Origin of the sequence: Actinospineispora spinosispora DSM 44797 (assembly GCF_000429025.1) — a bacterium.
Lineage (GTDB): Bacteria > Actinomycetota > Actinomycetes > Mycobacteriales > Pseudonocardiaceae > Pseudonocardia > Pseudonocardia spinosispora.
Map to the genome: position 1 here is coordinate 948042 of NZ_KE386833.1, position 24533 is coordinate 972574.

Annotated in this window: 25 protein-coding genes; 15 read left to right on the forward strand and 10 right to left on the reverse strand. The window is 70.4% G+C overall.

The window, feature by feature from the left end; translation table 11 throughout:
* Positions 1 to 132 precede the first annotated feature (132 nt).
* The gene (locus tag G406_RS0128115; RefSeq protein WP_028936348.1) at positions 133 to 1143 is read right to left on the reverse strand and encodes a LacI family DNA-binding transcriptional regulator; all 1011 of its coding nucleotides are present in this window, start codon (positions 1141 to 1143) and stop codon (positions 133 to 135) included.
* A gap of 144 nt (positions 1144 to 1287) precedes the next feature.
* Between G406_RS0128115 and G406_RS0128120 the strand changes: the two genes are divergently transcribed.
* From G406_RS0128120 to G406_RS0128160, 9 genes are all read left to right on the forward strand, one after another.
* Complete coding sequence (locus G406_RS0128120) at positions 1288 to 2163, forward strand: BtpA/SgcQ family protein (protein WP_051342777.1); 876 nt, start codon at positions 1288 to 1290, stop codon at positions 2161 to 2163.
* Complete coding sequence (locus G406_RS50430; protein WP_051342778.1) at positions 2160 to 3047, forward strand: carbohydrate kinase family protein; 888 nt, start codon at positions 2160 to 2162, stop codon at positions 3045 to 3047. Before G406_RS0128120 ends, G406_RS50430 begins: the two co-directional genes overlap by 4 nt.
* Before the next feature lie 12 nt (positions 3048 to 3059).
* Positions 3060 to 4067: a substrate-binding domain-containing protein gene (locus G406_RS0128130; RefSeq protein WP_028936350.1), complete on the forward strand. Its 1008-nt coding sequence runs from the start codon at positions 3060 to 3062 to the stop codon at positions 4065 to 4067.
* Positions 4067 to 4843: an ATP-binding cassette domain-containing protein gene (locus tag G406_RS50435; protein ID WP_037078560.1), complete on the forward strand. Its 777-nt coding sequence runs from the start codon at positions 4067 to 4069 to the stop codon at positions 4841 to 4843. The genes G406_RS0128130 and G406_RS50435 overlap by 1 nt, the downstream gene beginning before the upstream one ends.
* Complete coding sequence (locus G406_RS0128140) at positions 4840 to 5859, forward strand: ABC transporter permease (protein ID WP_028936351.1); 1020 nt, start codon at positions 4840 to 4842, stop codon at positions 5857 to 5859. The genes G406_RS50435 and G406_RS0128140 overlap by 4 nt, the downstream gene beginning before the upstream one ends.
* An 11-nt stretch (positions 5860 to 5870) precedes the next feature.
* Entirely contained in the window at positions 5871 to 6893 is a 1023-nt protein-coding gene (locus G406_RS0128145; RefSeq protein WP_245607235.1) for a phosphotriesterase family protein, read from the forward strand.
* Between the two features lie 31 nt (positions 6894 to 6924).
* Positions 6925 to 7671, forward strand: coding sequence for a glutamine amidotransferase (locus tag G406_RS0128150; protein WP_028936353.1), 747 nt, complete (start codon positions 6925 to 6927; stop codon positions 7669 to 7671).
* 8 nt (positions 7672 to 7679) lie between these two features.
* Positions 7680 to 8300 (forward strand): TenA family protein, encoded by a 621-nt coding sequence (locus G406_RS0128155; protein WP_028936354.1) that lies wholly within the window; start codon positions 7680 to 7682, stop codon positions 8298 to 8300.
* 91 nt (positions 8301 to 8391) lie between these two features.
* Positions 8392 to 8796, forward strand: a complete 405-nt coding sequence (locus tag G406_RS0128160) for a cupin domain-containing protein (RefSeq protein WP_028936355.1) — start codon at positions 8392 to 8394, stop codon at positions 8794 to 8796.
* Positions 8797 to 8894: 98 nt separating this feature from the next.
* On the opposite strand, the gene G406_RS50440 is transcribed toward G406_RS0128160, so the two are convergent.
* A complete protein-coding gene (locus G406_RS50440; RefSeq protein ID WP_051342779.1) occupies positions 8895 to 9644 on the reverse strand; it encodes a M48 family metallopeptidase in 750 nt (249 codons plus the stop codon).
* Positions 9645 to 9764: 120 nt separating this feature from the next.
* Between G406_RS50440 and G406_RS50445 the strand changes: the two genes are divergently transcribed.
* On the forward strand, positions 9765 to 10130 hold the full coding sequence (locus G406_RS50445; RefSeq protein WP_156935201.1) for a hypothetical protein: 366 nt from the start codon (positions 9765 to 9767) through the stop codon (positions 10128 to 10130).
* A gap of 53 nt (positions 10131 to 10183) precedes the next feature.
* Here G406_RS50445 and G406_RS0128175 read toward each other — a convergent pair whose 3' ends face one another.
* Positions 10184 to 11065: a LysR family transcriptional regulator gene (locus tag G406_RS0128175; RefSeq protein WP_028936356.1), complete on the reverse strand. Its 882-nt coding sequence runs from the start codon at positions 11063 to 11065 to the stop codon at positions 10184 to 10186.
* A 140-nt stretch (positions 11066 to 11205) separates the two neighbouring features.
* Here G406_RS0128175 and G406_RS50450 point away from each other — a divergent pair, with 140 nt between their 5' ends.
* Positions 11206 to 12624: an amidohydrolase family protein gene (locus G406_RS50450; protein ID WP_051342781.1), complete on the forward strand. Its 1419-nt coding sequence runs from the start codon at positions 11206 to 11208 to the stop codon at positions 12622 to 12624.
* An 8-nt stretch (positions 12625 to 12632) separates the two neighbouring features.
* Here G406_RS50450 and G406_RS50455 read toward each other — a convergent pair whose 3' ends face one another.
* Genes G406_RS50455 through G406_RS50460 form a run of 7 tightly spaced genes read right to left on the reverse strand, consistent with a single transcriptional unit; the run spans position 12633 to position 19805 of the window.
* Positions 12633 to 14018 carry an MFS transporter gene (locus G406_RS50455; protein WP_064743046.1) on the reverse strand — a complete coding sequence of 462 codons (1386 nt, stop codon included), beginning with the start codon at positions 14016 to 14018 and terminating at the stop codon, positions 12633 to 12635.
* A gap of 34 nt (positions 14019 to 14052) precedes the next feature.
* Positions 14053 to 14949: an HpcH/HpaI aldolase/citrate lyase family protein gene (locus tag G406_RS0128190; protein ID WP_028936357.1), complete on the reverse strand. Its 897-nt coding sequence runs from the start codon at positions 14947 to 14949 to the stop codon at positions 14053 to 14055.
* A 42-nt stretch (positions 14950 to 14991) separates the two neighbouring features.
* Positions 14992 to 16227, reverse strand: coding sequence for a CaiB/BaiF CoA transferase family protein (locus G406_RS0128195; RefSeq protein WP_028936358.1), 1236 nt, complete (start codon positions 16225 to 16227; stop codon positions 14992 to 14994).
* Positions 16224 to 16706 (reverse strand): MaoC family dehydratase, encoded by a 483-nt coding sequence (locus G406_RS0128200; protein WP_028936359.1) that lies wholly within the window; start codon positions 16704 to 16706, stop codon positions 16224 to 16226. The genes G406_RS0128195 and G406_RS0128200 overlap by 4 nt, the downstream gene beginning before the upstream one ends.
* Positions 16706 to 17896 (reverse strand): acyl-CoA dehydrogenase family protein, encoded by a 1191-nt coding sequence (locus G406_RS0128205; RefSeq protein WP_028936360.1) that lies wholly within the window; start codon positions 17894 to 17896, stop codon positions 16706 to 16708. Before G406_RS0128205 ends, G406_RS0128200 begins: the two co-directional genes overlap by 1 nt.
* A complete protein-coding gene (locus G406_RS0128210) occupies positions 17893 to 18408 on the reverse strand; it encodes a MaoC family dehydratase (protein WP_037078563.1) in 516 nt (171 codons plus the stop codon). The genes G406_RS0128205 and G406_RS0128210 overlap by 4 nt, the downstream gene beginning before the upstream one ends.
* Positions 18405 to 19805, reverse strand: coding sequence for an MmgE/PrpD family protein (locus G406_RS50460; RefSeq protein WP_051342782.1), 1401 nt, complete (start codon positions 19803 to 19805; stop codon positions 18405 to 18407). Before G406_RS50460 ends, G406_RS0128210 begins: the two co-directional genes overlap by 4 nt.
* 144 nt (positions 19806 to 19949) lie before the next feature.
* Here G406_RS50460 and G406_RS0128220 point away from each other — a divergent pair, with 144 nt between their 5' ends.
* The 4 genes from G406_RS0128220 to G406_RS0128235 all read left to right on the forward strand — a co-directional run bounded on the left by G406_RS0128220 (position 19950) and on the right by G406_RS0128235 (position 24532).
* Positions 19950 to 20696 carry an IclR family transcriptional regulator gene (locus tag G406_RS0128220; protein WP_211241268.1) on the forward strand — a complete coding sequence of 249 codons (747 nt, stop codon included), beginning with the start codon at positions 19950 to 19952 and terminating at the stop codon, positions 20694 to 20696.
* Between the two features lie 131 nt (positions 20697 to 20827).
* Positions 20828 to 21793 (forward strand): LysR family transcriptional regulator, encoded by a 966-nt coding sequence (locus tag G406_RS54640; protein ID WP_051342783.1) that lies wholly within the window; start codon positions 20828 to 20830, stop codon positions 21791 to 21793.
* A gap of 35 nt (positions 21794 to 21828) precedes the next feature.
* Positions 21829 to 23454: a flavin-containing monooxygenase gene (locus tag G406_RS0128230; RefSeq protein WP_028936363.1), complete on the forward strand. Its 1626-nt coding sequence runs from the start codon at positions 21829 to 21831 to the stop codon at positions 23452 to 23454.
* A 10-nt stretch (positions 23455 to 23464) separates the two neighbouring features.
* Positions 23465 to 24532, forward strand: coding sequence for a phosphotransferase (locus G406_RS0128235; RefSeq protein ID WP_028936364.1), 1068 nt, complete (start codon positions 23465 to 23467; stop codon positions 24530 to 24532).
* Position 24533: the final 1 nt, after the last annotated feature.

Here is a 24533-nt window from a genome sequence, read left to right on the forward strand (position 1 = left end):
GCGGCGCCCAGGCGGCGCCCTCGCCGCGTTGGGTGGACAGGCCGATACAACAGCGGTATCGACCTGTCCACCCGCCTTGCGATGACGTCACCTGGCCGCCGCACACTACGGCCGGAGTTGTTCAGCACACTCCTAGCGGGTGCTGGCGCGCACGACCAGCGACGGGGTGAGCGCGATGTGCGCCGCCGCGCGGGTCGTGGTGGAGCCGGTCTGGCTGGCCGCCGCCAGCAGGCGGACGGCTTCGGCGGCGATCTGATCGGTCGGCTGGGCGACGGTGGTCAGGGCGGGCTCGCTCAGTCCGGCGAAGTCGATGTCGTCGAAGCCGGTGACCTGCAGCCGGCCCGGTACGTCGATGTGGTGGGCACGGCAGGCGCGGGTGACGCCGAGCGCGATCAGGTCGTCGGAGCAGACCAGGGCGTCGGGCAGCGCATCGGCCCGCACCAGCTGGGTGAGCGCCGACTCCCCCCACTCGATGCTGAACTCCCCGAGCAGGACGCCATGCCGCCCGAGTGTCATGCCCAGCTCGCCGACGCGCTGGCGGAACCCGGAGAGCCGCTGCTCGGAGGAGGAGTTGGTCTCCTGGGAACCGACGAAGGCGACGGTGTGCGCGCCCGAGGCGTGCAGGTGGTCGAGCACCAGCCGCATGGCGGCGATGTCGTCCACCCCGACCCAGTCGGTGCTGGTGCCGTCGACGAACCGGTCCAGCTGGACGAGAGGCAGCGCGGCCGCCGTGGCCGCGACCGCGGCGGCGCTCTCGGCGCCGTGCGTCGGGCTGACGATGATGCCGTCCACGTTGCGGGCGACCAGGGACCGAAGCCGCCTGGCCTCGAGAGCGGGTGTCGACCGGGCATCGCACAGGAACAGGTCCCTGCCCTCACGTTCCAGGGCGTGCTCCACGCTCTGGACGAGTGAGGTGAAGAACGGGTTGCCGATGTTGGGCACCACCATGCCGACCGTGTCCGTGCGGCTGTTGCGCAGCGCCCTGGCGATCGAGTTGACCTGGTAGCCGAGCTCGCTCGCCGCGGTCCTGACCCGATCGTTGACCTCGGGCGACACCGGTCCGCGGCCGGACAGCGCGCGGGACACGGTCGCGGTCGAGACCCCGGCACGTGCCGCCACCTCGGCGATGGTTACGCGCTGCAAACGATTACCTCTCGAAGTGGCCAGCGGGGGACGACATGGTGCCGCTTGTTACCTGAGTTTACCGGACATGTCTTGACTGCCTGCGAATACGGTCTTACGGTTCTGTCCACGTTCGAGTGGAATCGATTACACAAGGAGCGGCTCATGACCGAGACGACCGTCGAGGGACGCGCACTGGGGGTGTTCCCGCCGAAGGCCAACGCGATCGAGCAGCTCTTCGGCACCGCGAAGGTCGTCATCGGAGTGGTCCACCTGCCGCCACTGCCGGGCAGTCCGCATTACACCGGAACACCGCTGAGCGAGCTGGAGACGTTCGCCGTGGAGGAAGCCCGGGCGTACCTGGAGGGCGGCTGCCACGGGTTGATCGTGGAGAACCACTGGGACATCCCGTTCCCCAAGCCCGGCGAACACGGGTACGAGACCGCCGCGGCGATGGCCGTGCTCACCCGGGCCGTGCGAGAGCGCACCGATGCCGGGCTCGGGGTCAGCGTGCTGTCCAACGCCGCCGAGTGCTCGATCGCCTCGGCATGGAGCGGTGGCGCGGGCTTCGTGCGGGTCAACCAGTGGGCGAACGCCTACGTCGCCAACGAGGGCATCATCGAGGGCCAGGCGGCGCACGCCACCCGCTACCGGCATCGCATCGGTGCCGCACCGGTGAAGGTGTTCGCCGACGTGCACGTCAAGCACGGCGCGCACGCCATCGTCGCGGACCGGACGCTCGCGGAGCAGACCGAGGACGCCGAGTTCTTCGACGCCGACGTGCTCATCGCCACCGGTTCCCGCACCGGGGACGCGGCCGCGCTCGACGAGGTGGAAGGCATCGCGGCGCACACCACGCTGCCGGTGGTGATCGGCTCGGGGATCACCGCCGCCAACATCGGCGGGTTGTTGCCTGCCTGCTCCGGCGTGATCGTGGCGTCCTCGGTCAAGGACAACGGGCGCTGGTGGGGCCGTGTCGACACGGCCAAGGTCCGCGAGCTGACCAGGGCGGCCTCGGCGGCGGGCGCGGAGCTCCGGTGATCGTGTTCTGCGGGTATGCCAACCGGGACCAGACGGTGAGCGTCCCGGCGTTGCCCGGTGAAGGCGCCCGGGTGCAGGCGACCTCGATCCACGAGCAGGACGGCGGGATGGCCGCGAACGCCGCGGTGGCCGCGGCCCGGGTCGGGGCCGATGTGCGGTTCGCCGGTGTGCTCGGGCCCGATCCGCGCAGCACGCGGTTCCTGGACGCGTTGACCCGGGACGGGATCGACGTGCGGTGGACCCCACGCACCGGCACGCTGACCACCGCGATCGTGCTGCTCACCCCGGACGGCGAGCGGGTCGTGATCAGCCAGGACGACGACCTCGACACCGAGCGGGTCGCGGCGGTGTTCGACCTGGCAGCCGCCGAAGGCGCCGGGTGGCTCTACCTCGACGGCTACCGCTTCCCGTCGGCGGAGGCGGTGTTGCACGGCAGACCGGGACCGACGGTGGTCGTCGACCTGGACGGCTGCGAGGGTGTGCCCGCCGTCGAGGCCGCCCTGTCGCTGGCCGGCCACGCGGTCATCGGCAGGTCACTGGCACTCGACATCGTCGGCGGGGACGAGGCGCTGGCCGGACTCGCTCGTGCGCACCAGGTGCAGCTGATCGTCACCGACGGACCGAAGGGCTGGACCCTGTTCGGCCCTGACGGCGGGCGGCACTCCGGCGCGGCACTGGCGGTCTCGGCGGTGGACTCGACCGGAGCGGGCGACTGCTTCGTCGGGGTGTACTGCGCCGAGCTCGACCGCGGCGCCGACCCGGTGTCCGCCGCCGCGTTCGCCTCGGTCGCGGCAGGGTTGTCCTGCACCCGGTACGGCGCCCGGGACGGGCTGCCCGACCGGCAGGCCGTACTCGCCGAGCTCGACCCACCTCGGTACCGCTGAACAGGAGATCCCATGCGACGAAGCGTGACGGTGCTGGCCGCACTGGTCCTGACCCTGACCGCCGGGTGCGATGTCGCGGCACGGCGCGAGATCGCGGCCGAGGCCGCGGCGGCGCAGGCGGGTCCACCGCCACCGGCCGTGGTGGCGCAGTCCTGCCAGGTGAAGGGCCGTCAGCCCAGGATCGGCATCATCCCGATCAACCTGCAGGCACTGTTCTTCAACCAGATCGACACCGGAGCGCAGCGCGTGGCGCAGCTGAGCGGCGCGCAGACGCAGATCGTGAACGGCAACGACGACTCGACGACGCAGGCCAACGCGATCGACAACCTGGTGGCCAACCAGTACGACGCGATCATCGTCGACGCGGTCGACACCGACGGCATCAAGCCGGCCGTCCGGCGCGCCCAGGCCGCCGGCGTGCGGGTGGTCGCCGTCGACGCGACGGTGGACGACCCGGCGGTGTCCGCGCAGATCGGCGTCACCAACGCCTCGGGCGGACAGCAGATCGCCGGCCAGCTGCTCGGGATCAGCGGCGGCAAGGGCGAGATCGGTGTGGTCGGGGCGCTGAACAGCACCATCCAGCTGGAACGTCAGAAGGGCTTCACCGACGAGGTCACCGCGCACGGCATGGCCATCCGCGGCGTCGTGGACGGGCGCAACATCCAGGAGACCGCGCAGTCCGTCGCGGAGAACCTGTTGACCGGGAACCCGGACCTCCCGTACGTCTACGCGACCGGCGAGCCCGCGCTGATCGGTCTCGCGGCGGCGGTCACCAGCCAGCAGCGGTCGAAGACGATCAAGGTGGTCGGCTGGGACCTGTCCGAGCAGGCCGTGGACGGGCTGCGGGCGGGCTGGATCGTCGGCGTCGTGCAGCAGAACACCTTCCAGTTCGGCTACGACGCGATGAACGCGGCGATCAACCTCGTGTGCGGCCGCCCGGTGCCGAGGGACAACCCGGTACCCATCCAGATCGTCACTCCCGCCAACGTGGCGCACTACCTCTACTACCTGGAGAAGTGATGAGTGGACATCCACTGGTGAGCCTCAGCGGCATCACCAAGTCCTTCGGCGCCGTCCGCTCACTGCGTGGTGTGGACCTGCGACTCGACGTCGGCGAAGTTCTCGGGCTGGTCGGCGACAACGGCGCGGGCAAGTCGACCCTGATGAAGGTGCTCTCCGGCGCGCTGGAGCACGACGGGGGCGAGATCCGGATCGACGGTGAGCCTCGGCGGTTCACCAGCCCGGCGGACGCGCGCCGGGACCGCATCGGCATCGTCTATCAGGACCTGTCGCTGTGCGACACCCTCGACGTGGCGAGCAACCTGTTCCTCGGCCGCGAGCCGAGGCGGGGGCCGTTCATCGACAGGGCCGAGATGCACCGCAAGGCGGCCGAGACGCTCGCCGAGCTGCACGTGCGGGTCCGGTCGACCTACCAGGAGATCGGTGAGCTGTCCGGCGGGCAGCGGCAGGCCGTGGCGATCGCCAGGGCGGTGTCCTTCCAGCCCCGGGTGCTCATCCTGGACGAACCGACCGCGGCACTCGCCGTCGCGGAGGTACGCCAGACCCTGCGGATGATCCGCGAGGTCGCGGCGAAGGGGGTCGGGGTCATCCTGATCACCCACCGGCTGCAGGACCTGTTCGAGGTGTGCGACCGCATCACCGTCATGTACGAGGGACGCAGCGTCGAGGACCGGTCGTCGGCGTCGCTGGACATCGAGACGCTGGTCTCGCTGATCACCCGGTCGAACCTCGAACCGGACCCGGCCCCCGACGCGGACCAGGAGGACCGAGCATGAGCACCCAGCCGACCGCACCACCCCGGAGCGCGCTGAACGCGGTCCCGTCCCGGTGGGAGCGGACGAACAAAGCGACGGTCGCTATGCTGGGCGTCACCGTCGTGCTGCTGCTGGTCTTCGGGCTGGCCTCACCCAACTTCCTGACCTTCGCCAACATCTCCAACCTCGCGACCCAGGTGGCGATCACCCTGATCGTGGCGGTCGCCATGACGTTCGTGATCACCACCGGGCAGATCGACCTGTCGGTGGGGTCGATCCTCGCGTTCGTGGCGGCCGGCACGGCGGAGCTGCTGCAAGCAGGCTGGGACTCCTCGGTCGTGATCATCGCGGGCCTGGTCGTCGGAATGCTGTGGGGACTGATCAACGGCTGGCTGTCCGCCTACCAGAAGATTCCGTCGTTCATCGTCACGCTCGCGTCCCTGTCGGTGATCCGAGGGCTCGCCCAGCTGTGGACCCAGGGGTTCTCGGTGCCGATCGACAAGCGGCTGTTCGTGGCGAAGATCGGCGAGGCCACGTTCCTCGGGTTCTCCGTACTGGCCTGGATCGCGCTGCTCACCGTGGTCGTCGGCGCCGTCCTGCTGTCCAGGATGAGGTTCGGCAACTATGTCAACGGCATCGGGGCACAGGAGGAGTCGGTGCGCAGGGCCGGGGTGAACACCCAGCGCATCAAGATGATCACCCTGATGCTGACCGGCCTGGCGGCCGGCGCCGCCGGAATCCTCACCGCGGCCCGGCTCGGTTCCGGCTCGTCGAACTCCGGCCAGGGTTTCGAGCTGACCGTGATCGCCGCCGTCGTGCTGGGCGGCACCAACCTGTTCGGTGGCCGGGGCACCGTCGTCGGCACGATCATCGGCGCGGTCATCACCGGGGTGATCGCCAACGGGCTGACCCTGCTCGGGGTGAGCCCGTTCCTCGCCCCGATCGTGACCGGCCTGGTGCTCATCGCGGCGATCTGGATCAACCTGCGCGGTCGTTCGCTGGGTGACCTGATCGGCCACCTGACGGGTCGACCATGACCGTGACGACGGTGACCGGACCGGTCGCATTCGACGCGCTCGGGCTCACCCTCACCCACGAGCACCTGCGCAACGACGCCCGTCGGGCGCTGACCGGGCCCGCCGACCCGGGACTGGGTTTCCTCCGGGACGCCACCGTGACCCCGGAGCTCGCCTGGTTGCTGCGCGAGCACCCGTACTCGTGTCTGGACCACTGTGTCCTGGACGATGCCGACGCCGTCCTGCACGACCTGGTCGCCTTCGGCGAGGCGGGCGGCGCGACGGTCGTGGACGTGACGCCGCCCGGTCTCGGGCGCGACCCTCGTGCGCTGCGTGACCTGGCGCGGCGCAGCGGCGTGCAGGTGGTGATGGGTTCCGGGTGGTACCTGGAGAGCTACCACCCACCACATCTGGCCGGCGCCGACGAGCGGGCGCTCGCCGCGGAGATCGTCGCGGAGTTCGCTCACGGTGTCGCGGACACCGGTGTGGCTCCGGGGGTGATCGGGGAGATCGGGGTGTCTCCGGACTTCACCGAGAACGAGCGGACGGCGCTGCGTGCGGCGGCCCGCGCGCAGCGGGACACCGGGGTGCCGCTTTACATCCACCTGCCCGGCTGGCAGCGACGCGCCCACGAGGTGCTCGACGTGGTGTTGGGGCAGTACCGGGTCCCACCCGGCGCGGTGGTCCTCTGCCACATGGACCCCTCGGGAGTCGACCCCGGCTACCAGCGCGCGGTGGCCGACCGCGGTGTGTGGCTGGAGTTCGACATGATCGGCATGCCGTTCCGGTTCGCGGGCGAGGGCCAGTCGCCGGCGCCCGGGGACACCGCGGCCGCCGTCGCCGGACTGATCTCCCACGGCCACGGCGACCAGCTGTTGCTGAGCCACGACGTGTTCCTCAAGTCGATGCTCACCCGGTACGGGGGCAACGGCTTCCGGTATGTGCCCGAGCTGTTCCTGAGCCGCCTCGTCGAGCACGGCGTGCCCCGAGAGACGGCGGCATCACTGGTTCGCACCAACCCGAGGCGGCTCTTCGAGCGCGCCGCGACCGCCTGAGTCACCTGTTCCGAACAGAAGGAGAACCCTGATGAGTCGTGTCCTGGTCGCCGGTGAGAGCTGGGTGACCCAGTCCACCCACATCAAGGGCGTCGACACCTTCACCACCAGCAGCTATGTGGTGGGCGTCGAGCCACTGCGGCGTGCCCTGGAGAGCCGGGGGCACCAGGTGGAGCACCTGCCCGCGCACCTGGTGCCGGCGCGGTTCCCGTCGTCGGAGGGTGAGCTGTCCGCCTACGACGTCGTGGTGCTGTCCGACATCGGGGCCAACTCCGTCCAGCTCGCGCCCTCGGTGTTCGAGAAGGCGATCCCGGGAGCCGACCGGCTCGGCGCGCTGCGCGACTGGGTCGACGCCGGTGGCGGGCTGCTGATGATCGGCGGCTACCTGTCGTTCACCGGCTTCGAGGGCAAGGCCGCGTACCGCAACACCGTGCTGCACGACGTGCTACCTGTGGAGTTGCTGGCGGAGGACGATCGGGTGGAGCTACCGGCCGGCACCCGCGCCGAGGTCCTCGACGCGGATCATCCGGCACTGGGTGGAGTGGCCGGGGACTGGCCGGCGCTGCTCGGCTACAACCGGGTGAGGCCTCGCCCGGAGTCCTCGGTCCTGGCTCGCATCGGCGCGGACCCGTTGGTCGCGGTGGCCCAGCGCGGGGCCGGACGGACGGCTGTCTTCACTTCGGACTGCTCACCGCACTGGGCGCCGGAGGCGTTCTGCGAGCACTGGGACGGCTACCCCCGGGTCTTCGGTGGGCTGGTCGAGTGGCTGGCCGGATGAGCGTTGAGGTGAGCCGATCCGTCCGGTTGCTCGAGACGCACGCGGCGGACCTGGACCGGGCGCTGGACATGCGGTTCGTCAGGGAGGTCACCGAGGGAACGATCGGCGACCAGGCCTTCGCCGACTACCTGCGGATCGAGGAGGCGTTCGTCGTCACCGCCGCGCGGGTGCACGGCTACGCGGTGTGGGCCGCGCCCTCGTGGGATGCCGTGCACCGCAACGGCCTCGCGGTGCACGCCCTGGTCACCGAACAGATCGACTACTTCCGCGACGCCAGGGCGCGCTGGCCGGTTCCGGCTCGGCCGGGGGCGGGTGCGGACCGGCTGTCCGACTTCATCCTCGGGGCGGTCGAGACCGGCGGTTACCCCGCCGCCATGACCGCGTTGTTCGCGGCGGAAACCCTGTACCTGACCTGGTGCACGCGCGCGCACGCGACCGGGACGGTACCGCCCGGCCCGATCGGCGACTGGGTCGCCCTGCACACAGCCCCACCCTTCCGCGCGGGCGTGGCCCGCTTGGCCGATCAGGTCGACCAGATCCCACCCACGGTCCCCGACGACCACCTCGACGCCTGGTTCACCGGCATGCTGGACGCCGAGATCACCTTTCACGACGCGGTCTTCACCTGACCCGCGCTTCGGCGACTTCGCATACCTTCGATGCACTGCGCACCTGTTGTGCGGTGTGCGAGGTCATCTTGGTGCGGTGAAGGAGGTCGCTGTGGCGTATGAAGGCGCGGGGGTCGGGGCGTTCGAGCACGTGCTGCACGGTGGGAGCCCGGTGCGGATGCAGTGGTACTTCCGGGAGGAGTCCCGGCTGCCTGTCGCGTTCCAGACCTGGGAGTTTCCTCCGGGTGGCTGGGAGGGTGAGCACACCCACCGCTCGGACCAGCCGCTGGACGAGCTGTACCTGCTCCTGCAGGGGAGTGCCGAGATGACCGTGTCCGGCGTCCGTCACAGCCTCGGACCGGGCGACGCGGTGCTGGCGCCGGCCGGCGTTCCGCATGACTTCCGCAACACGGGCAGCGGCCCGGCGAAGGTCCTGGTCGTCTGGGGCCCGCCCGGAGCGCCGGTCGACTGGACGGCCTTCGGCAGCGGCCGGGCCGCTGCGGCAGAGGCCGGCTGACGGCTCTCGAACCCCACCTCGCAGACCCCGATGTCGTGTCGCAGACGCTGCAGCGTCTGCGACACGACACGAAGCTGTGCGAGGACGGTCGACGCGCGTTAGCGGCGCCTCTCGGCGGTCCCCGTGGTTGGCAGGGCGTGCTCCGGCGCGTAGGAGTGCAGCTCGTGGCCGTGCTCGCGCAGCCAGGCCGCCGTGTCGCGCCAGTCGGGACGGATCGACTCGACCAGCTGCCAGAAGGCCCGTGAGTGGTTGAACTCCCGCAGATGGCACAGCTCGTGCAGCACGACGTAGCTCAGGACCGGAGGCGGAGCCAGCACGAGCCGCCAGGAGAACGACAACCGACCGTTGCGCGAGCACGAACCCCACCGGGTCCGTTGATCGCGCACGCTGATCGCGGCCACCTGCACGCCCAGACGCGGAGCGATCAGGTCGGCCGCGTCGGTGATCCGGCGACGAGCCTCCCGTCGGTACCACCGGTCCATCGAGGCGCCGGCATCCGCGACGCCACCACTGACCACCAGTCGCCCGTCGCGCATCGCGGTCGTGCCCCGGCCCGCCGGGTCGTGCACGAGAGGTACCGGATCACCGGCCAGCCAGACCATCCCCGGCCGCGGCGGCAGGACGCCCGGCCGCTGCGCCCGCGCCCTGAGCGCGGCCAGCTTGCCGGACAGCCAGCGCTGCTTGGAGCGCAGGAACTCGTCGACCACCCGCTGCCGGGTACGCGCCGGCACCACGACCTCTGGTGGGCGCCCCGGCGCGACGACGAGCCGCACCGTCCGCGCTCGGGACGACTGCCGCACGTGCACCACCACCAGGTGCCCGTCCACGACCAACTCCCGCCTGTCCATCCGTCCACTATTCACGATCGGGGTCGCTCAGGTCTCCGACGCCCTGCGGTTGCGTACGGCAACCATTACGGTGCCCGCGTAGGACAGAGATCAGCTGGATGAGGGGACCGAGGCGTGAGGATGTCAGCATCGCGGTGGATGATCGCGGGTTCGGTGTGCGTGGCGGTTGCCCTGGTGGGCGGCTACGGCAGCGCGAGCGCCGCGGTGAAATCCCAGGGCGTCGGGAAGGCGGTCGACTGCGGCAAGATCGACGCACCGAACGGCAAGGTCGGCCTGGTCGCCGAGGCGACGAAGGCCGGCACGGTGGGATGCACCGAAGCCATCAACGTCATCAGTGAGTACTTCGCGCAGGCACCGACCAGGAGCGAGGGCACAGCGCACGTGCTGACGGTCGCCGGGTGGCGGTGCATGGCGGACACCGGAGCACAGGGCAGCGGCATGATCGGCTGTGACAAGGCCGGGCTGGCCTTCCACACCCAGCCGTAGCCATTCCAAGATCACCACCGCCTGAGGGCTGAATTCGAGCCGACAGACAGCCCTCAGGCGGTGGTGATCTTGGTGTGCGCCGGGGCCAGGTCGCGGGCCACCCGGCGGAAGGTGTCGACCAGCTCGCGGTCGTCACCTGCCCGGGTCGCGATGGCGACGTCGCAGGTCGGGCCGTCGATGGGCCGGAACCGGACGCCCGGGTGGGGGTAGAACCACTGAGCCGGCGCCGCGTGCAGGCTGGGGAGCCCGGTGGCGGCGACGGCGGCGGGGATCGCCGAGGGCGAATGCACCGCGGGGGTCAGCGCGGTGTTCTCGGCGTGGTCGCGGCCGGCCCATGCCGTGAACCGTGCGTCGGCCACCGGTAGCCAGGAGGCTCCCTGGAAGTCGGCATCGGTGAGGTGGGTGGCCTCGGCCCAGGGGGAGTCGGACCGAACGACGGCCACGCTCGGTGTGCGGAAGACGGTGACCAGGTCCAGGCCCTGGACGGGACCGAAGCGCTGGACGACGGCGACGTCGACGCGGCCGGTGAGTACAGCGCGGTACTGGTCGCGCATGTCCAGCTCGACGAACTGGATCCGCAGGTCGGGATGGGCGGTGCTCACCCCGAGGTGGTACTGGTCCCAGAGGTCGGCGAGGCCGAAGCCCAGGACACCCATCCGTATCGTTCCGGCCGGCTCGTGGTCCGGACGCCGCCGGGTGGACAGATGGTCGAACGCCTCGATGACCGTGACGGCCTCGTCGATCAGCGCCGAACCGGCCGGGGTGAGCCGGACACGGCGACTGGTCCGCTCGAACAGCGTCTGACCGATCTCGGACTCGAGTTTCCGGATCTCGCGGCCGAAGTGGGACTCGGCCAGGAAATGGCGGCGGGCGGCGCGGCCGAAGTGCAGTTCCTGGGACAGAGTTACGGCGAAGCGCCATCTGCGGATCTCCATGGGCCCCTTCCCTCCTTCCCCGCGACGGTAGCTATCGGTCGCCCGTCGCCCACCATCATGTCCGATCTGGTCGATGATCCCACCGGCCCTCGCTGCTGGACTGTGTCGTGCTCCCGACTTCGAGACAGACAGGTGCGGCGATGAAGCGACGAACTCTCCTGACCGGCGGACACGTACTGACGATGGACCCGGCGCTCGGCACGCTGCCGACCGGTGACGTGCTGCTGGAGGGTGAGCGCATCGCCGCCGTCGGTACGTCCCTGCCGGTCGTCGACGCCGAGGTGGTGGACGTGCGCGGGCGGATCGTCGCGCCGGGCATGATCGACACACATCGGCACACCTGGCAGTCGCTGGTGCGGGGGCTGTGCACGGACTGGACGCTGGCCGACTACTTCTACGGCGTCCGCCTGGCCGTGTCTCCGGCCTACACCGCCGAGGACGTCCATCTGGGCAATCGGCTCGGCGCAGTCGAGGCCCTCGACGCCGGGGTCACCACGATCCTGGACTTCTCACACTGCAACAACACCCCCGACCACGCCGATGCCGCCGTCACCGGCCTGCGTGATGCCGGGATCCGCGCCGCGTTCTGTTACGGGTTCTTCGAGAGCAACCCCCTTGCCCCGCCTCACTTCGCCGCTCACGAGCAGCGGGTCGCGGACTTCGAGCGCATCGCCGACGCGTACTTCGCGGCCGACGGGGGCCTTCTGACGCTCGGCGTCGCCCTCACCGAGCTGGGAGTGGTGCCCTTCTCCCACACGCGCGCGGAGATCGAGGTCGCCCGGCGACGAGAAGCGTTGATCGCCACGCACATGGCCTGTGTCTGGGGCATGCCGTCCGGTTTCGACGAGCTTGCCACCGCCGGCCTTCTCGGACCGGACCAGGTGCACATCCACTGCAACACGCTGACCGACGCCCAGTGGACGGTGCTGGCGGCGTCCGGTGCCAAGGTGTCGATCTCGGTCGAGACCGAGCTCAACATGGGCATGGGCCGGCCGGTGTTCGGTGCCTGCGCCGCCCACGGGGTGCTGCCGACACTGTCCTGCGACGTGGTGTCGCTCAACTCCGGCGACCTGGTCAGCCAGATTCGTCAAGGCCTCGGGTTCACCCGGTGGGCGGAGACCGAGGCACTGAACCTGCGGGGCCGTGATCCCCGCGTGGTCACCACGACCGCCGCGCAGGCCCTGGAATGGTCGACGGTCAACGCCGCGGACGCCCTGGGCATGAGCGAGCGCATCGGAAGCATCTCCCCGGGCAAGCAGGCCGACCTGATCGTGGTCGGTGGCCCGGGGATCGGACAGCACCCCGCCCTGGATGCGGCTGGGACGATGGTGTTCCAGACGACGCCCGCCGACGTGCGCGACGTGCTGGTGGCAGGTCGGTTCGTCAAGCGCGACGGACGTCTGATCGACCACGACCTGCCGGACCTGCTCGGCCGGGCCGACGCCGCGGCCGCGCGCATCCTGCGGCGGGTGCAGGACGCCGTGCCGTCATTTCCCGGCACGCCTGAGGACGGTTTCGAGCTCAACGCGGCGCTGGCCACCGCGAACCTCCGGGCGTGAGGCGGCCGTCATGACGCTGTCCGGTCCGGACGCGTGATCGTTTCCAGCGCCCGTCCGGTGGTGCGGACGCCGAACACGGCGAGCAGCAGGCCGACCAGCACCATGCAGACCGCGACGTAGACGAACACGGACGTGTAGCCCCACCCCTGGTAGACGGCTGCGACCAGGATCCCGCCGCCCGCACCGGCCAGGCGTCCGATCCCGTTGGTGAAGCCGGTGCCGATCCCGCGAAGCCGGGTCGGGAACACCTCAGGCGTGTAGGTGTACAGGAAGGCGGTCTGCATCTGCAGCAGGAGCGTGACGAGGAAACCGCTCAGCAGGATGACCGGGACGTTGCCGACGAACCCGTAGACGAGCACCAGCGCCGCGACGGCGATCTCGATCACCAGGATCGTGTACTTGCGTTCCCACCGGTCGATGAACGGCCACGCCAGCAGCGCACCGGGTACGGCTCCGATGGACAACACGGCGGTGTAGGTCAGGCTCTCGACGACGTCGTAGCCCTTGGCCGCGAGCAGCGTCGGTACCCAGGCGTTGAAGCCGTAGAAGCCGAGGATCCCGAAGATCCAGACCGCGGCGAGGAGCAGGGTGCGGGAACGCAGGCTGCCGACGAACAGCTCGCGCAGCCGCGCGGGCTCGGATGTCGACGGCGGCGCCTGCGGAGGCGGCAGCAACGCGCCAGTCGTGGCTCGCGCCTCGTTCTCCAGCCCGGCCACCACGCGTTCGGCCTCGGTGTGGCGGCCGTGCGCGTCGAGCCAGCGGACGGACTCCGGCAGCAGCCGGACCATGGCGAGTGCCGCCACCAGCCCGACCGCGCCGAGCACGAACACCCACCGCCATCCGTCGACGCCCGTCGGCACCACGAACCGGGCGAACCAGGACATCATCGGGATGCCGAGCAACCCGACGCCGAGGATGAGCGACTGGTAGCGGCCTCGCCGGGCCGCCGGGAACATCTCGGCGACGTAGATGAGGCCGACGACCGTCATCGCCTCCAGCCCGACGCCGGTCAGGATGCGCAGCACCCCGAGTGTGGTGAGGTTCGGGGAGAACGCGCTGGCCAGCGAGCACAGCGAGTAGGCGGCGGCCGACCCGATGAGCGTCCATTTGCGGCCGAAGCGGTCGGCGATCCGGCCGCCGGTCAGTGCCCCGATGAACATTCCGCCGAACGCCGCCGAGGTGATCAGCCCGATCCCGCTGACGCTCACCCCCCAATGGGCGTGGAGGGCGGGCGCGACGTAGGCGAAGGTGTTGAGGTCGGCGAGCTCGAACAGGAAGACCGCGCAGAGCAGCCCGGCCCAGACCCGGTGGGTGCGGGTGGTGAGCGGGAGCCGGTCGAGGCGGGCGGATGCGGAACCGGCGGCACGGCCGGCGCCTGTAACGGGATACGTCATTGTATGTCCCTTTCGCTGGCGCATCGCTGCGTCGCTACATGCCGATCAGGTCCGCTTTCGCGATCGTGTTGCGCAGGATTCGGATGGACGCGACGTCGACCATGTCGCCGTCGACCGCGACCGCGCCGAGGCCCTGGCGCTCGGCTTCCGCGTAGGCCTTCTCCAGCCGTCGCGCGCGCTCGACGTCCTCGGGCGAGGGGGAGTAGGCGTCGTTGGCCAGCTCGATCTGGGAGGGGTGGATGGCCCACTTCCCGACGAATCCGAGTACGCCGGACAGCTCGCACTGGCGCCGGTAGCCGGCCGGGTTGCCGAAGGCGGCGAACGGGCCGTCGACGGCGTCGATCTTCGCCGCGCGCGCCGCGACGACGATCTTGTTCCGGGCGTAGTGCCAGATGTCGCCTGGGTAGCCGTCGGTGCCGCCGACCGCGCTCGAACGGACACCCTGTGATGCCGAGAAGTCGCCGGGACCGAAGATCAGCGCCTCGAGGCGGGGGCTGGCGGTGGCGATGGCCTCGACGTCGATCAGGGCCTCGACCTCCTCGATCAGCACCTCGATGCCGATCCGTTTGGTCATGCCCAGCTCCTCCTCGAGCTGGGTGAGCAGCCGGTCGACCCACCAGACGTCCCTGGCCGCGAGCACCTTGGGCACGATGATCACGTCGAGTGCTTCGCGGGCGCCCTCGACGATCTCCAGGATGTCGCGGTGCGCCCAGGCCGTGTCGAGGCTGTTGATCCGCACCGCACGGGTGGCCGGTGTCCAGTCGTGCTGGGTCAGTGCGTGCACGACCTTGCCCCTGGCGTCCGCCTTGGCGGACGGGGCGACGGAGTCCTCCAGGTCGCAGAACACCAGGTCCGCGGCACTGCTCGCGGCCTTCGCCAGCATCTTCTCGCTGCTACCTGGCGTGGACAGCTCACTTCGGCGAAGCCGCACGGCTTCTCCTCTCCTCTGGGGTCACTGAACGGGTACGGGGGGTCAGGCGACGACCCGCTGGGCGCGCAGCGCCGCGACCTCGGCGTCGGCGTAACCGAGCTCGGCGAGCACGGCGTCGGTGTGCTCGCCGAACAATGGGGCCCGCCGGGCCGGCACGCCCTTGCCCGAGGCGAACTTGATCGGCATGCCCGCGACGGCGAGCGGTTCGGCGACACCGGGATGGTCGAGTTCGAGCAGCATGTCGCGGGCCAGCACGTGCGGGTCCGTGACGATCCGGTCGATCGTGTTGACCGGCGCGACCGGGACGTTGTGTGCCAGCAGCCGCTCGACCTCGCTCATGGTCCGGGTCGAGGACCAGTCCTCGAACAGCTCGCGCACCAGCTCTCGGTGCCGCACCCGCGCCACGTTGGTGTGCAGCCGCTCGTCGGTGACGAGGTCGGGCCGGTCCATCGCCTTGCACAGCAGCTCCCAGTGCCGGTCGCCGGGAGCGGCGACGGCGACCCAGCCGTCCGCCACCCGGTACAGGCCGAACGGGCACAGCAGCGGGTGCTCGTTGCCTTCCCGCCCGGGGACGGCACCGAGGTAGGAGTGCTGATAGACGACGCGTTCGCACAGCGCCAGCACGGCGTCGTACATGGCGACGTCGACGAAGTCCCCGCGCCCGGTCGCCTCGGCCTGGCGCAGTGCCGCCAGAATCCCGACCGTGGTGAACGCGGCGGGCAGGATGTCGCCGACGCCGGGACCGACCTTGGTGGGTGGCCCCTCGGGCTGTCCGGTGATCGCCATCAACCCGCCCATCGCCTGCGCCACGACGTCGTAGGCGGGGCGCGCGGCGTACGGGCTGGCGCCGGTGCGCGGGTCACCGAACCCGCGCAGCGCGGCGTACACGAGGCGCGGGTTGACCTGGGACAGCTCCTCGTAGCTCAGCCCGAGCCGGTCCAGCACCCCCGACCGGAAGTTCTCGACGAGCACGTCCGACCTGGACGCGAGGTCGCGCACCACCTTGCGCCCGGCCTCGGTACGTAGATCGAGCACGACACCACGCTTGTTGCGGTTGATGCTGGCGAAGTAGCCGCCGTAGGCGTGCAGCTCGTCGCTGGGGTGGAACGGACCCTGGGCCCTGGTGATGTCACCCTCCGGCGGCTCGACCTTGATCACGTCGGCGCCGAGGTCGGCGAGCAGCATCGTGACGAACGGACCGGCCAGCGCCCTGGTCAGGTCGAGGACCCGGACGCCGGCCAGCGGGGCGCCACCGGTCCTCGCCGGTCCGGGCGTCACCGCGACGCCCAGTGGGAGGCGCGCTTGAGCAGCACCCGGCGTCTGCCGGTGAACACCACGGTGCCGTCCTGGTTGTGGCCGGTGTGGTCGAACGTCACCACACCGGCGTCCGGCCGGTCCGAGTCCTCGACCGCGACGACCTCGGTCGTCGCGTAGAGCGTGTCGCCGTGGAAGACCGGGCTCCGGAAACGCACGGCGGTCATCCCCAGCTCGGCCAGTGCGTTCTCCGCGGTGTCCTGCGAGGCGAGGCCGACCACCATCGAGGCGGTGATCCCGCCGAAGACGATCCGCCTGCCGAACTCCCTGTCGGCCATCAGGTCCTCGTTGAAGTGGCCCTGCGCGGTGTTCATGACCAGGTTGGTGATCAGGACGTTGTCCATCTCTGTGACGGTCTTGCCCCTGGCATGCCGGAACCGGTCACCGGGCACGAAGTTCTCGAAGTAGTTGTCCGTCGCGGTCAGCGCCGAGAGATCGCCCATCACGACCGCCCCATGAGCGCATCGGAGATGATCCGCAGCTGGATCTCGGAGGTGCCCTCGAAGATTTTCGTGAGCCGCGCGTCGCGCCAGTAGCGCTCGACCGCGTGGTCGGTCGTGTACCCGGCGCCGCCATGGATCTGCAGCCCCTCGCTGGTGACTCGTTCGGCCATCTCGCTGGCCACGAACTTCGCCATCGAGGCTTCGGTCCCGCACTTCTCGCCCGCGTCGAAGCGCGAGCAGACCTCGTACATCAGTGACCGGGCCGACTCGATCTGGCTCGCCATCCAGGCGATCTTGAACCGGACGGCCTGGAACTCGCCGATCGGGTGCCCGAACTGGGCGCGTTCGGCGGCGTAGGCGATCGAGTCCTCCAGCGCGCCCCGCGCGAGCCCGATGGCGCGCGCCGCGGTATGCAGGCGGGCGACTTCCAGATTCTGCAGCGCCATGTAGAAGCCGCGGCCCTCCTCACCGACGAGCGCGTCGGCGGGCAGCCGCAGGCCGTCGAAGGACAGCTCCCAGGTATTCCAACCCCGGTAGCCGATCTTTCGGATCTTGGTTCCGTGGACTCCGTCGGGAAGCGTCCCCCGCTCCTTGTCGATCATGAACGCGCTGATGCCCCGGTGGCGCCGCGCCGGGTCCACCTGCTCGCCGGTGCGGGCGAACAGCAGGATGTAGTCGGCACCGTCGGCGAACGTGCACCACATCTTCTGGCCGGTGACGACCCACTCGTCGCCATCACGGCGGGCGCGGCAGGAGATGTTGGCGACGTCGGAGCCCGCCTCGGGTTCGGACAGTGCCATCGACCCCAGGTATCGCCCGGCCGCCACCTCGGGCAGCAGCCGGCGACGCCGCTCCTCGTCCCAGCCGGCCATGATCTTGTTGCCTCTTGCCATGATGCTGGCGACGCTCATCCAGCCCCTGGCCAGCTCCTCGGCCGCGACGCAGTACTCGAAGGAACCGAGCCCGAGCCCGCCGTACTCCTCGGGGATCATGATCCCGAAGAAGCCGAGGTCACTCATCTTGTCCCGCAGCGCCATCGGGATCTCGCCGGCCACCGGGTCGAGCTCGTTGGCGACGGGCAGCACCTCCCGCATGGTGAACTCCCTGGCCAGCGCCTGGAACTGGCGGCGGTCCTCGGTGAGATAGGGACCCGGAGCGGTTGTGGTCCGGCGGTCTTCGGTCGTGGTCACGGGGCCTCCACAGGTGTGCGGCGGGCGATGAGGTTCGTACGGACGAAGGTGATGACCGGGTCGCCGTCCTCGGCGAACCCCTCGGTGCGCCAGGTGACGATGCCCTGGTGCGGGCGGCTCGCGGAGTCCTTCACCGCGACGACCGTGCTGCGCGCGGTGACGGTCTCGCCGACCAGGACCGGACGGTGGTGGACGAGGTCGTCGACGCCGAGGAACGCGCCCCCGGCCTCGCTCAGGTCCTCGACACTCATCCCGAAGACGGTCAGGAAGACCAGCATCGGGTTGACCACGAGGTCGTCGTGGCCCATCGCCTTCGCGTAGGGCCGGTTCAGGTAGGTGGGGTGGTAGCTCAGGGTCAGCGACGAGAACGTGCTGTTGTCCGACTCGAGCAGCGTGCGCCCCCAGTGGTGGGTGTACACCCCGCCCACGGTGAAGTCCTCGAAACAGTGCCCTTTCGGCCAGAGTCGGGGCACCGCCCGGTCCGCTGCCCGGGGGGAGGCATCGAGGCTCATCTGGTGGTCCTTTCCTCGTCGGGAACGGTGGCTCGGGCCAGCTCACGGACCGAGCGGAGGCCGGGGAGGTCGGTGAGCAGCCGGCGCAGCCGTCCGGTGGCGTCGGTGCCGAGGACCGGCTCGACGAGCCCGACGAACTTCCGGTGCAACGCGGGCGCCTGCTCGTCGGGGGAGCGCGGTGTGCTCACATCCCCCTCGGCCCGCAGCGTGCGTCCGTCGCGGGTCCGGACGTCGACCCGGCCCGCGTACTGGGCGATCTCTTCGGAGGTGTGGACACTGACCGTGTCGCGCAGCGCGACGAGCTGGGGATCCCGCGCGGCGGCGTCGGTGAAGCGCGACTCGTCGGTGGCGCCGGTGTGGAGCGCGAGCGCGGTGGTGAACCGCAGGCTGAACTTGCCCTCCAGACCGGTACGGGGGCTCGGGATCGCGCACACCGCGAGGTGGCCGGGCGGCACGAGCAGGTCGACGGCCTCGATGGCCCGGGGGTCCAACCCCGCCGTCCGCAGCTGTAGCGCGGCGTCGATCGTCGCGTGCGTGAGGTAGCAGGCGGCATGGAACTTGAACAGCACCGACTCGACGTGCCACGGCCGGCCGAACGGCACCGCGAGCGCCTCGGGATCGGGTGCGTCGGACAGCACCGGCAGCATTCCGCGCCGTTCGGTGAGCCCGGCGTCCGACGCCGTGAGACCCGCCTCGGCCAGCCGTGCGGCGAGCAGACCCGCTGCGGCCGCCTGCCCGGCGTGCAGCGGCTTGGTCATCGTGCCGAAGTTGGCCTTGAGCCCGGACGCGCTGGTCGCGGCGATCGCGAGCGCCGTCCGGACCTGCGCGTCGGTCAGGTTCAGCAGCGACGCCGCGGCAGCGGCCGCGCCGAGGGTGCCCGCCGTGGCCGTGTTGTGGAACCCACGGGTGTAGTGCGCCCTCCCGAGCGCGGCACCGACCCTGGCCTCGGTCTCGATACCGGCGACCATCGCCACCAGCAGCTCGAGGCCGCTCGCGTCCAGCTCCTCGGCCAGTGCCAGCGCGACGGGGAGAACGGGCACGGTCGGATGGCCGCCCATGACCGCGAGCACGTCGTCGTAGTCCAGTGCGTGCGCGGCGGTGCCGTTGACCAGCGCCGCGCCACGAGCGCCGGTTCGTGCACCGTGACCGAGGAGGGTCGCTGCTCCGGTCGCGTCCTCGGCCAGCGTCACGGCGCGCACGATGCGCACCGCCGGTTCGTCCACCGCGGCGATCGCCACGCCCAGACCGTCGAGCACACACTGCGCGGCCACCGCGAGCGCGGCCGGTCCGATGCGATCGGCGGTGAGCCCGGCGATCTCCGAAGCCAGGCGGAGCTCTGCCTCGCCGTCGGAAGGGGAGTGGGCAAGGAGCCCGGGAATCGTGTCTGAGCCAGTCATCTGTCCACCAATTTCGTGCCGCATAGCGGCATGCATGCTGTTGGATGGCATAGCCACTGTGCGCCGCGCACGCCGTCGATGTCAATGGCCCGTGACCGGCCGCCTCGGTCCCGGCGGTGATCGGCGGGCTGGAAGGATGCGGTGGTGAGCGTGCAGAGCGTGTTGCGCAGCCTGCAGGTGCTGGAGGCGGTGGCGACCCGGCAGCCGGTGGGTGTCGCCGATCTCGCGCGCGCTCTCGACCTGCCGAAGAGCACCGTGCAGCGCAGCCTGATGACACTGGCCGAAGCCGGTTGGCTGGAGCACGTGCCCGGTGAGCTCACCCGGTGGACGCTCGGTCCGGCCGCGCGCCGGATCGCCAGGGCGGGCGCGCACGAGACGACCCTGCGCGAGGCCGCGCTGGGCCCCATGCAGGAGCTGCGGGACGAGACGAACGAGACGATCCATCTCGCAGTGCCCGACGGGACGGCCTGGATGGTGCTCGTCGAGCGGATGGACTCGACCCAGCCGGTCCGCACGTTCAACGAGCTCGGGACGCGCACCCCGAGCCACGCGACGTCGACGGGGCTGTCGGTCCTGGCTCACCTGCCAGGGGCGGAGGTCGACGCGCTGCTCGCGAGCGACCTCGAGGTGTACTCGCCGACGACGGTCGTCGACCCCGAGGAGCTGCGCGCCGAACTCACCGCGATCCGGACCCGGGGGTACGCGGTGAACCTGCAGCGCTACCGTCCGCAGGTCGCTGCTATCGGTGCCGCCGTCCTCGATCGGAGCGGACTGCCGGTTGCCGGGATCTGCATCTCGATGCCGGACTCCCGCTACCGGCCTCGGCTGCTCCCGCACTGGGGCTCACTCGTGGCCGAGGCGGCACGGAGGATCTCGCTCAAGCTCGGCTAGCGGCCGTCCACACCGCGCACGTTCCGGCGACGCCGCGCGGTGTGCACAGGGTGCGGTGTGGACGCGGGGTGCGCGGTGTTGGGCGTGCGGGTGGGCTCGGCGATACGCTGGCTCGCCAAAGGGGGCGGCACATGGACGTGCGGACGCTCGAGTACTTCGTGCTGGTGGCCGAGGAAGGCAGCATCAGTGCGGGCGCCCGGCGGGCGATGGTGGCCCAGCCGGCGGTGTCGGTCGCGCTCAGGAAGCTGGAGCGCGACGTCGGCGCGCCGCTGCTGGAGCGCTCCCACGGGGGCATCGAGCTGACGGTCGCGGGACACACGCTGTTCGTCCAGGCTCAGCGGGTGCTGCGGTGCATGGCGGAGGCTCGTGACGAGACACGGCGCAGCGGGGCTCGTGGTCGCGCGGTGTTCACCGTGGGCCTCACCTCCGGTCAGGCGTCGGCCGGGGAGTTGACCGGTCCGATACTGCAGGCCTTCCGGACGGCCCACCCGGAGCTGGACCTTCGGGTACGGGAGCTGGACTTCGCCGGGCAGTTCGACGAGGTGCTCCATCGCGGGGTGGACCTCGCACTGGTCCGGGCGCCCTACGAGCACGACGACCTGGTCATGGAACCCCTGTTCACCGAGCCGACGGTGCTGGTGGTCAGCCCGGAACACCTACTCGCCGAGCTGCCCGAGGTGTCGCTGGACGCGCTCGGCGGCGAGCGGCTGCTGGAAGTGGTCCGGGCGCCGGAGGCCTGGCGTGCGTTCTGGAGCTTCGCGGGACTGCGGACCGAGCAGGCGGGCATTCCGACCGAGGAGCTCGGTCTCATCGGGTACTGCATGGACGTGCTGAAACACGGCACGGTGAGTCCGATGGCGTTGAGCGGATGGCGGCTCGGTGGCCTTGGCGCTCCGACCATCCGGGCGGTCCGGCTCACGGATGCACCCCGCAGCGTGGTGGGTGTCGGTTACCGGGCATCGGCTCGGCAGCCGGAGATCCGGTCGTTCGTCGACATCGCGCGAGCGGTGACGGCCGAGATGGTCGCGCTCGTGCCCGAGGCCGCCCCGGCGATGGCGCACTCGCGGCCGGTCCGCGGGTATACCCGATCGGTATGACCTGGCGACGGCCCACCGACCGCAGACTAGGGGCTATGACGCGGGACACAGATGTCGATGTGGTGATCGTCGGTGCCGGGTACGTGGGGATCTACGCGGTGCACCGGCTGCGCGACCAGCTGGGGTTGAGTGTGCTGGCGTTCGACAGCGCCGGCGACGTGGGCGGTACCTGGTACTGGAACCAGTATCCGGGCGCCCGCTGCGACATCGAGAGCGTCCACTACTCGTACTCGTTCTCCGAGGAGCTGCAGCGGGAATGGCGCTGGAGCGAGCGCTACGCCGCGCAGCCGGAGATCCTGGCGTACCTCAACCACGTGGCGGACAGGTTCGACGTGCGCCGCAGCATGCGCTTCCGGACCCGGATCACCTCGATCGTCTGGGACGACGATGCCGTGCACTGGCGTGTGGGCACCGACGACGGCGCGGTCACGACGGCCAGGTTCGTCATGTCGGGGGCCGGGAACGTGTCGCTGCCGAAGAAGCCGGAGTTCCCCGGCATGGAGGACTTCCGGGGCGAGGTGTACGCGACCCACCGATGGCCGCACGAGGGAGCCGACCTGCGGGGCAAGCGGGTCGGTGTGATCGGCACCGGCGCATCGGGCATTCAGCTCATCCCGGTCATCGCGGGCGAGGTCGAGCACCTCACGGTCTTCCAGCGCACACCGAACTACGCGAGCCCGCTACGCAACCGGCCGCTCACCGACGACGAGTACGACGAGGTGGTGGCGAACTACCGGGATATCCGTACCGCCGCGCGGCAGAACTTCATGGGCATCACCGCGGATCCCGCCCGGCCGTCCGCGAAGGGGGCATCCGAGGAGGAGCGCCGCGAGGTCTACGACCACTACTACCAGCGCGGTGGCTTCCACCTGCTGATCTCCAGCTACCAGGATCTCCTGTTCGATCCCGAGTCGAACGAGACGCTCGCGCAGTACGTCCGTGACCGCATCGCCGAGCGGGTGGAGGATCCCGCGGTGGCGGAGCTGCTCAGCCCGACGGATCATCCGTACGGCACCAAGCGGGTGCCGATGGAGACGAACTACTACGAGACCTTCAACCGGGACAACGTGACCCTGGTCGATGTGCGCTCGGCCCCGATCGAGCGGGTCACCGAGACCGGCATCCGGGTCGGGGGCACGGACCACGAGCTCGACGTGATCGTCTCCGCGATGGGCTTCGACGCGTTCACCGGCGCGCTGCTGGACATGGGGGTGGTGGGTCGGGGCGGACTGTCCCTGCGGGAGAAGTGGGCGGATGGGCCCCGGACCTATCTGGGCATCGCGGCCCAGGGCTTCCCCAACTTCTTCATGATCACCGGGCCGCAGAGCGCGGTCGCCCTGTACAACAACCCGTCGGCCATCGAGGACCACGTCGAGTTCGCCTCCGACGCGATCAAACACACCCTCGACCATGGCCTGGACACCATCGAGGCGACCAGCGATGCCGAGAGCGGATGGGTGCGCACGGTAGAGGAGATGGCGCAGACCTCGCTGTTCCCCCGGGCCCGCTCGTGGTACATGGGCGCGAACATCCCGGGTAAACCGATCTCCCCGATGCTCTACCTCGGTGGGGCTCCCGCCTACCGGCAGATCTGCGCCGACGTGGTCGAGGGCGGTTATCACGGCTTCGACCTGTCGAGCACCTCCGCGCTGGTCGGATGAGGGGCCCGAGATGACGACATCGATCCTGACCCCGACCGAGCTCGAAGCGGACTGGTTCACCGAGCTCCTGCGAGGCCGAGGTATCGACGCGACCGTCGCCGGTGTCGACCGCGAACCGGTCGGGACCGGACAGCTGGCGGAGACCCGGCGGTTCACCCTCCGCTACGCGGGCGGTCCCCCTCCCGGCGCGCCCGCCGCGCTGATCGGCAAGTTCACCTCGGACAACGACGTGGCCGCCGAGACGGGGCACACGCTCGGCATCTACCGCTCCGAGGTGATGTTCTACCGGGAGCTGGCCGAGGGAGCGGGTATCCGGACGCCGAAGGTGTACGCCGCCGAGATCAACGACCAGGGGCGGTTCCTGCTGCTGCTGGAGGACCTCGCGCCGGCCCGGGCTGGCAACCAGCTCGACGGCTGCACCCTCGACGAGGTGCGTCGAGGCCTGTCCGAGGCCGCGCTGCTGCACGCGGCGTACTGGGACGACGCCGGCCTGGCCGAGCGTGACTGGGTCTACGTCCCGGAGGGCGCCCAGGGCTTCTACACCACCGAGCTGGTGGAGCGCTCATGGAAGCACGTGTGCGACACCTACGACGGCCGGCTGCCTGCCGAGGTCGTCGAGGTGTGTGCCCGCTACGTCGCCGGGCACGAGCGTTGGAACCGTCGCCGGGGCCGGCCGCGCTGCCTGACGCACAACGACTTCCGCCCGGACAACATGCTCCTGCCCGACGGTGGCGGACGGGTCGCGCTGGTCGACTGGCAGACGGTCAGCTTCCTGGAGGCGGGCATGGACGCCGCCTACTTCCTCGGCGGGGCACTGGACCGAGAGACCCGGCGGGCCCGGGAGCCCGAGCTGCTGCGCCACTACCACGACGACCTGCAGTCACTCGGCGTGACCGGATATCCGTACGCGGAGTTCCACGACGACTACCGTCACTACACCTTCGCCGCGCTCACCGTGGGCATGGGTGCCACGCTGCTGGTCAAACGCACCGAACGCGGGGACCAGATGTTGATGCGGATGATCTGCGACGCCGCCTACCACGTGCTCGACACGGGCGCGCTCGAGCTGCTGGGGTGAG

Excerpts from the sequence above, each read along its gene's own strand:
- G406_RS0128120 (WP_051342777.1), top strand. The coding sequence starts at position 1,288 with ATGACCGAGACGACCGTCGAGGGACGCGCACTGGGGGTGTTCCCGCCG.
- G406_RS0128130 (WP_028936350.1), top strand. The coding sequence starts at position 3,060 with ATGCGACGAAGCGTGACGGTGCTGGCCGCACTGGTCCTGACCCTGACC.
- G406_RS50435 (WP_037078560.1), top strand. The coding sequence starts at position 4,067 with ATGAGTGGACATCCACTGGTGAGCCTCAGCGGCATCACCAAGTCCTTC.
- G406_RS0128140 (WP_028936351.1), top strand. The coding sequence starts at position 4,840 with ATGAGCACCCAGCCGACCGCACCACCCCGGAGCGCGCTGAACGCGGTC.
- G406_RS0128150 (WP_028936353.1), top strand. The coding sequence starts at position 6,925 with ATGAGTCGTGTCCTGGTCGCCGGTGAGAGCTGGGTGACCCAGTCCACC.
- G406_RS50440 (WP_051342779.1), bottom strand. The coding sequence starts at position 9,644 with ATGGACAGGCGGGAGTTGGTCGTGGACGGGCACCTGGTGGTGGTGCAC.
- G406_RS50445 (WP_156935201.1), top strand. The coding sequence starts at position 9,765 with ATGTCAGCATCGCGGTGGATGATCGCGGGTTCGGTGTGCGTGGCGGTT.
- G406_RS0128175 (WP_028936356.1), bottom strand. The coding sequence starts at position 11,065 with ATGGAGATCCGCAGATGGCGCTTCGCCGTAACTCTGTCCCAGGAACTG.
- G406_RS50450 (WP_051342781.1), top strand. The coding sequence starts at position 11,206 with ATGAAGCGACGAACTCTCCTGACCGGCGGACACGTACTGACGATGGAC.
- G406_RS50455 (WP_064743046.1), bottom strand. The coding sequence starts at position 14,018 with ATGACGTATCCCGTTACAGGCGCCGGCCGTGCCGCCGGTTCCGCATCC.
- G406_RS0128200 (WP_028936359.1), bottom strand. The coding sequence starts at position 16,706 with ATGGGCGATCTCTCGGCGCTGACCGCGACGGACAACTACTTCGAGAAC.
- G406_RS0128210 (WP_037078563.1), bottom strand. The coding sequence starts at position 18,408 with ATGAGCCTCGATGCCTCCCCCCGGGCAGCGGACCGGGCGGTGCCCCGA.
- G406_RS50460 (WP_051342782.1), bottom strand. The coding sequence starts at position 19,805 with ATGACTGGCTCAGACACGATTCCCGGGCTCCTTGCCCACTCCCCTTCC.
- G406_RS54640 (WP_051342783.1), top strand. The coding sequence starts at position 20,828 with ATGGACGTGCGGACGCTCGAGTACTTCGTGCTGGTGGCCGAGGAAGGC.
- G406_RS0128230 (WP_028936363.1), top strand. The coding sequence starts at position 21,829 with ATGACGCGGGACACAGATGTCGATGTGGTGATCGTCGGTGCCGGGTAC.
- G406_RS0128235 (WP_028936364.1), top strand. The coding sequence starts at position 23,465 with ATGACGACATCGATCCTGACCCCGACCGAGCTCGAAGCGGACTGGTTC.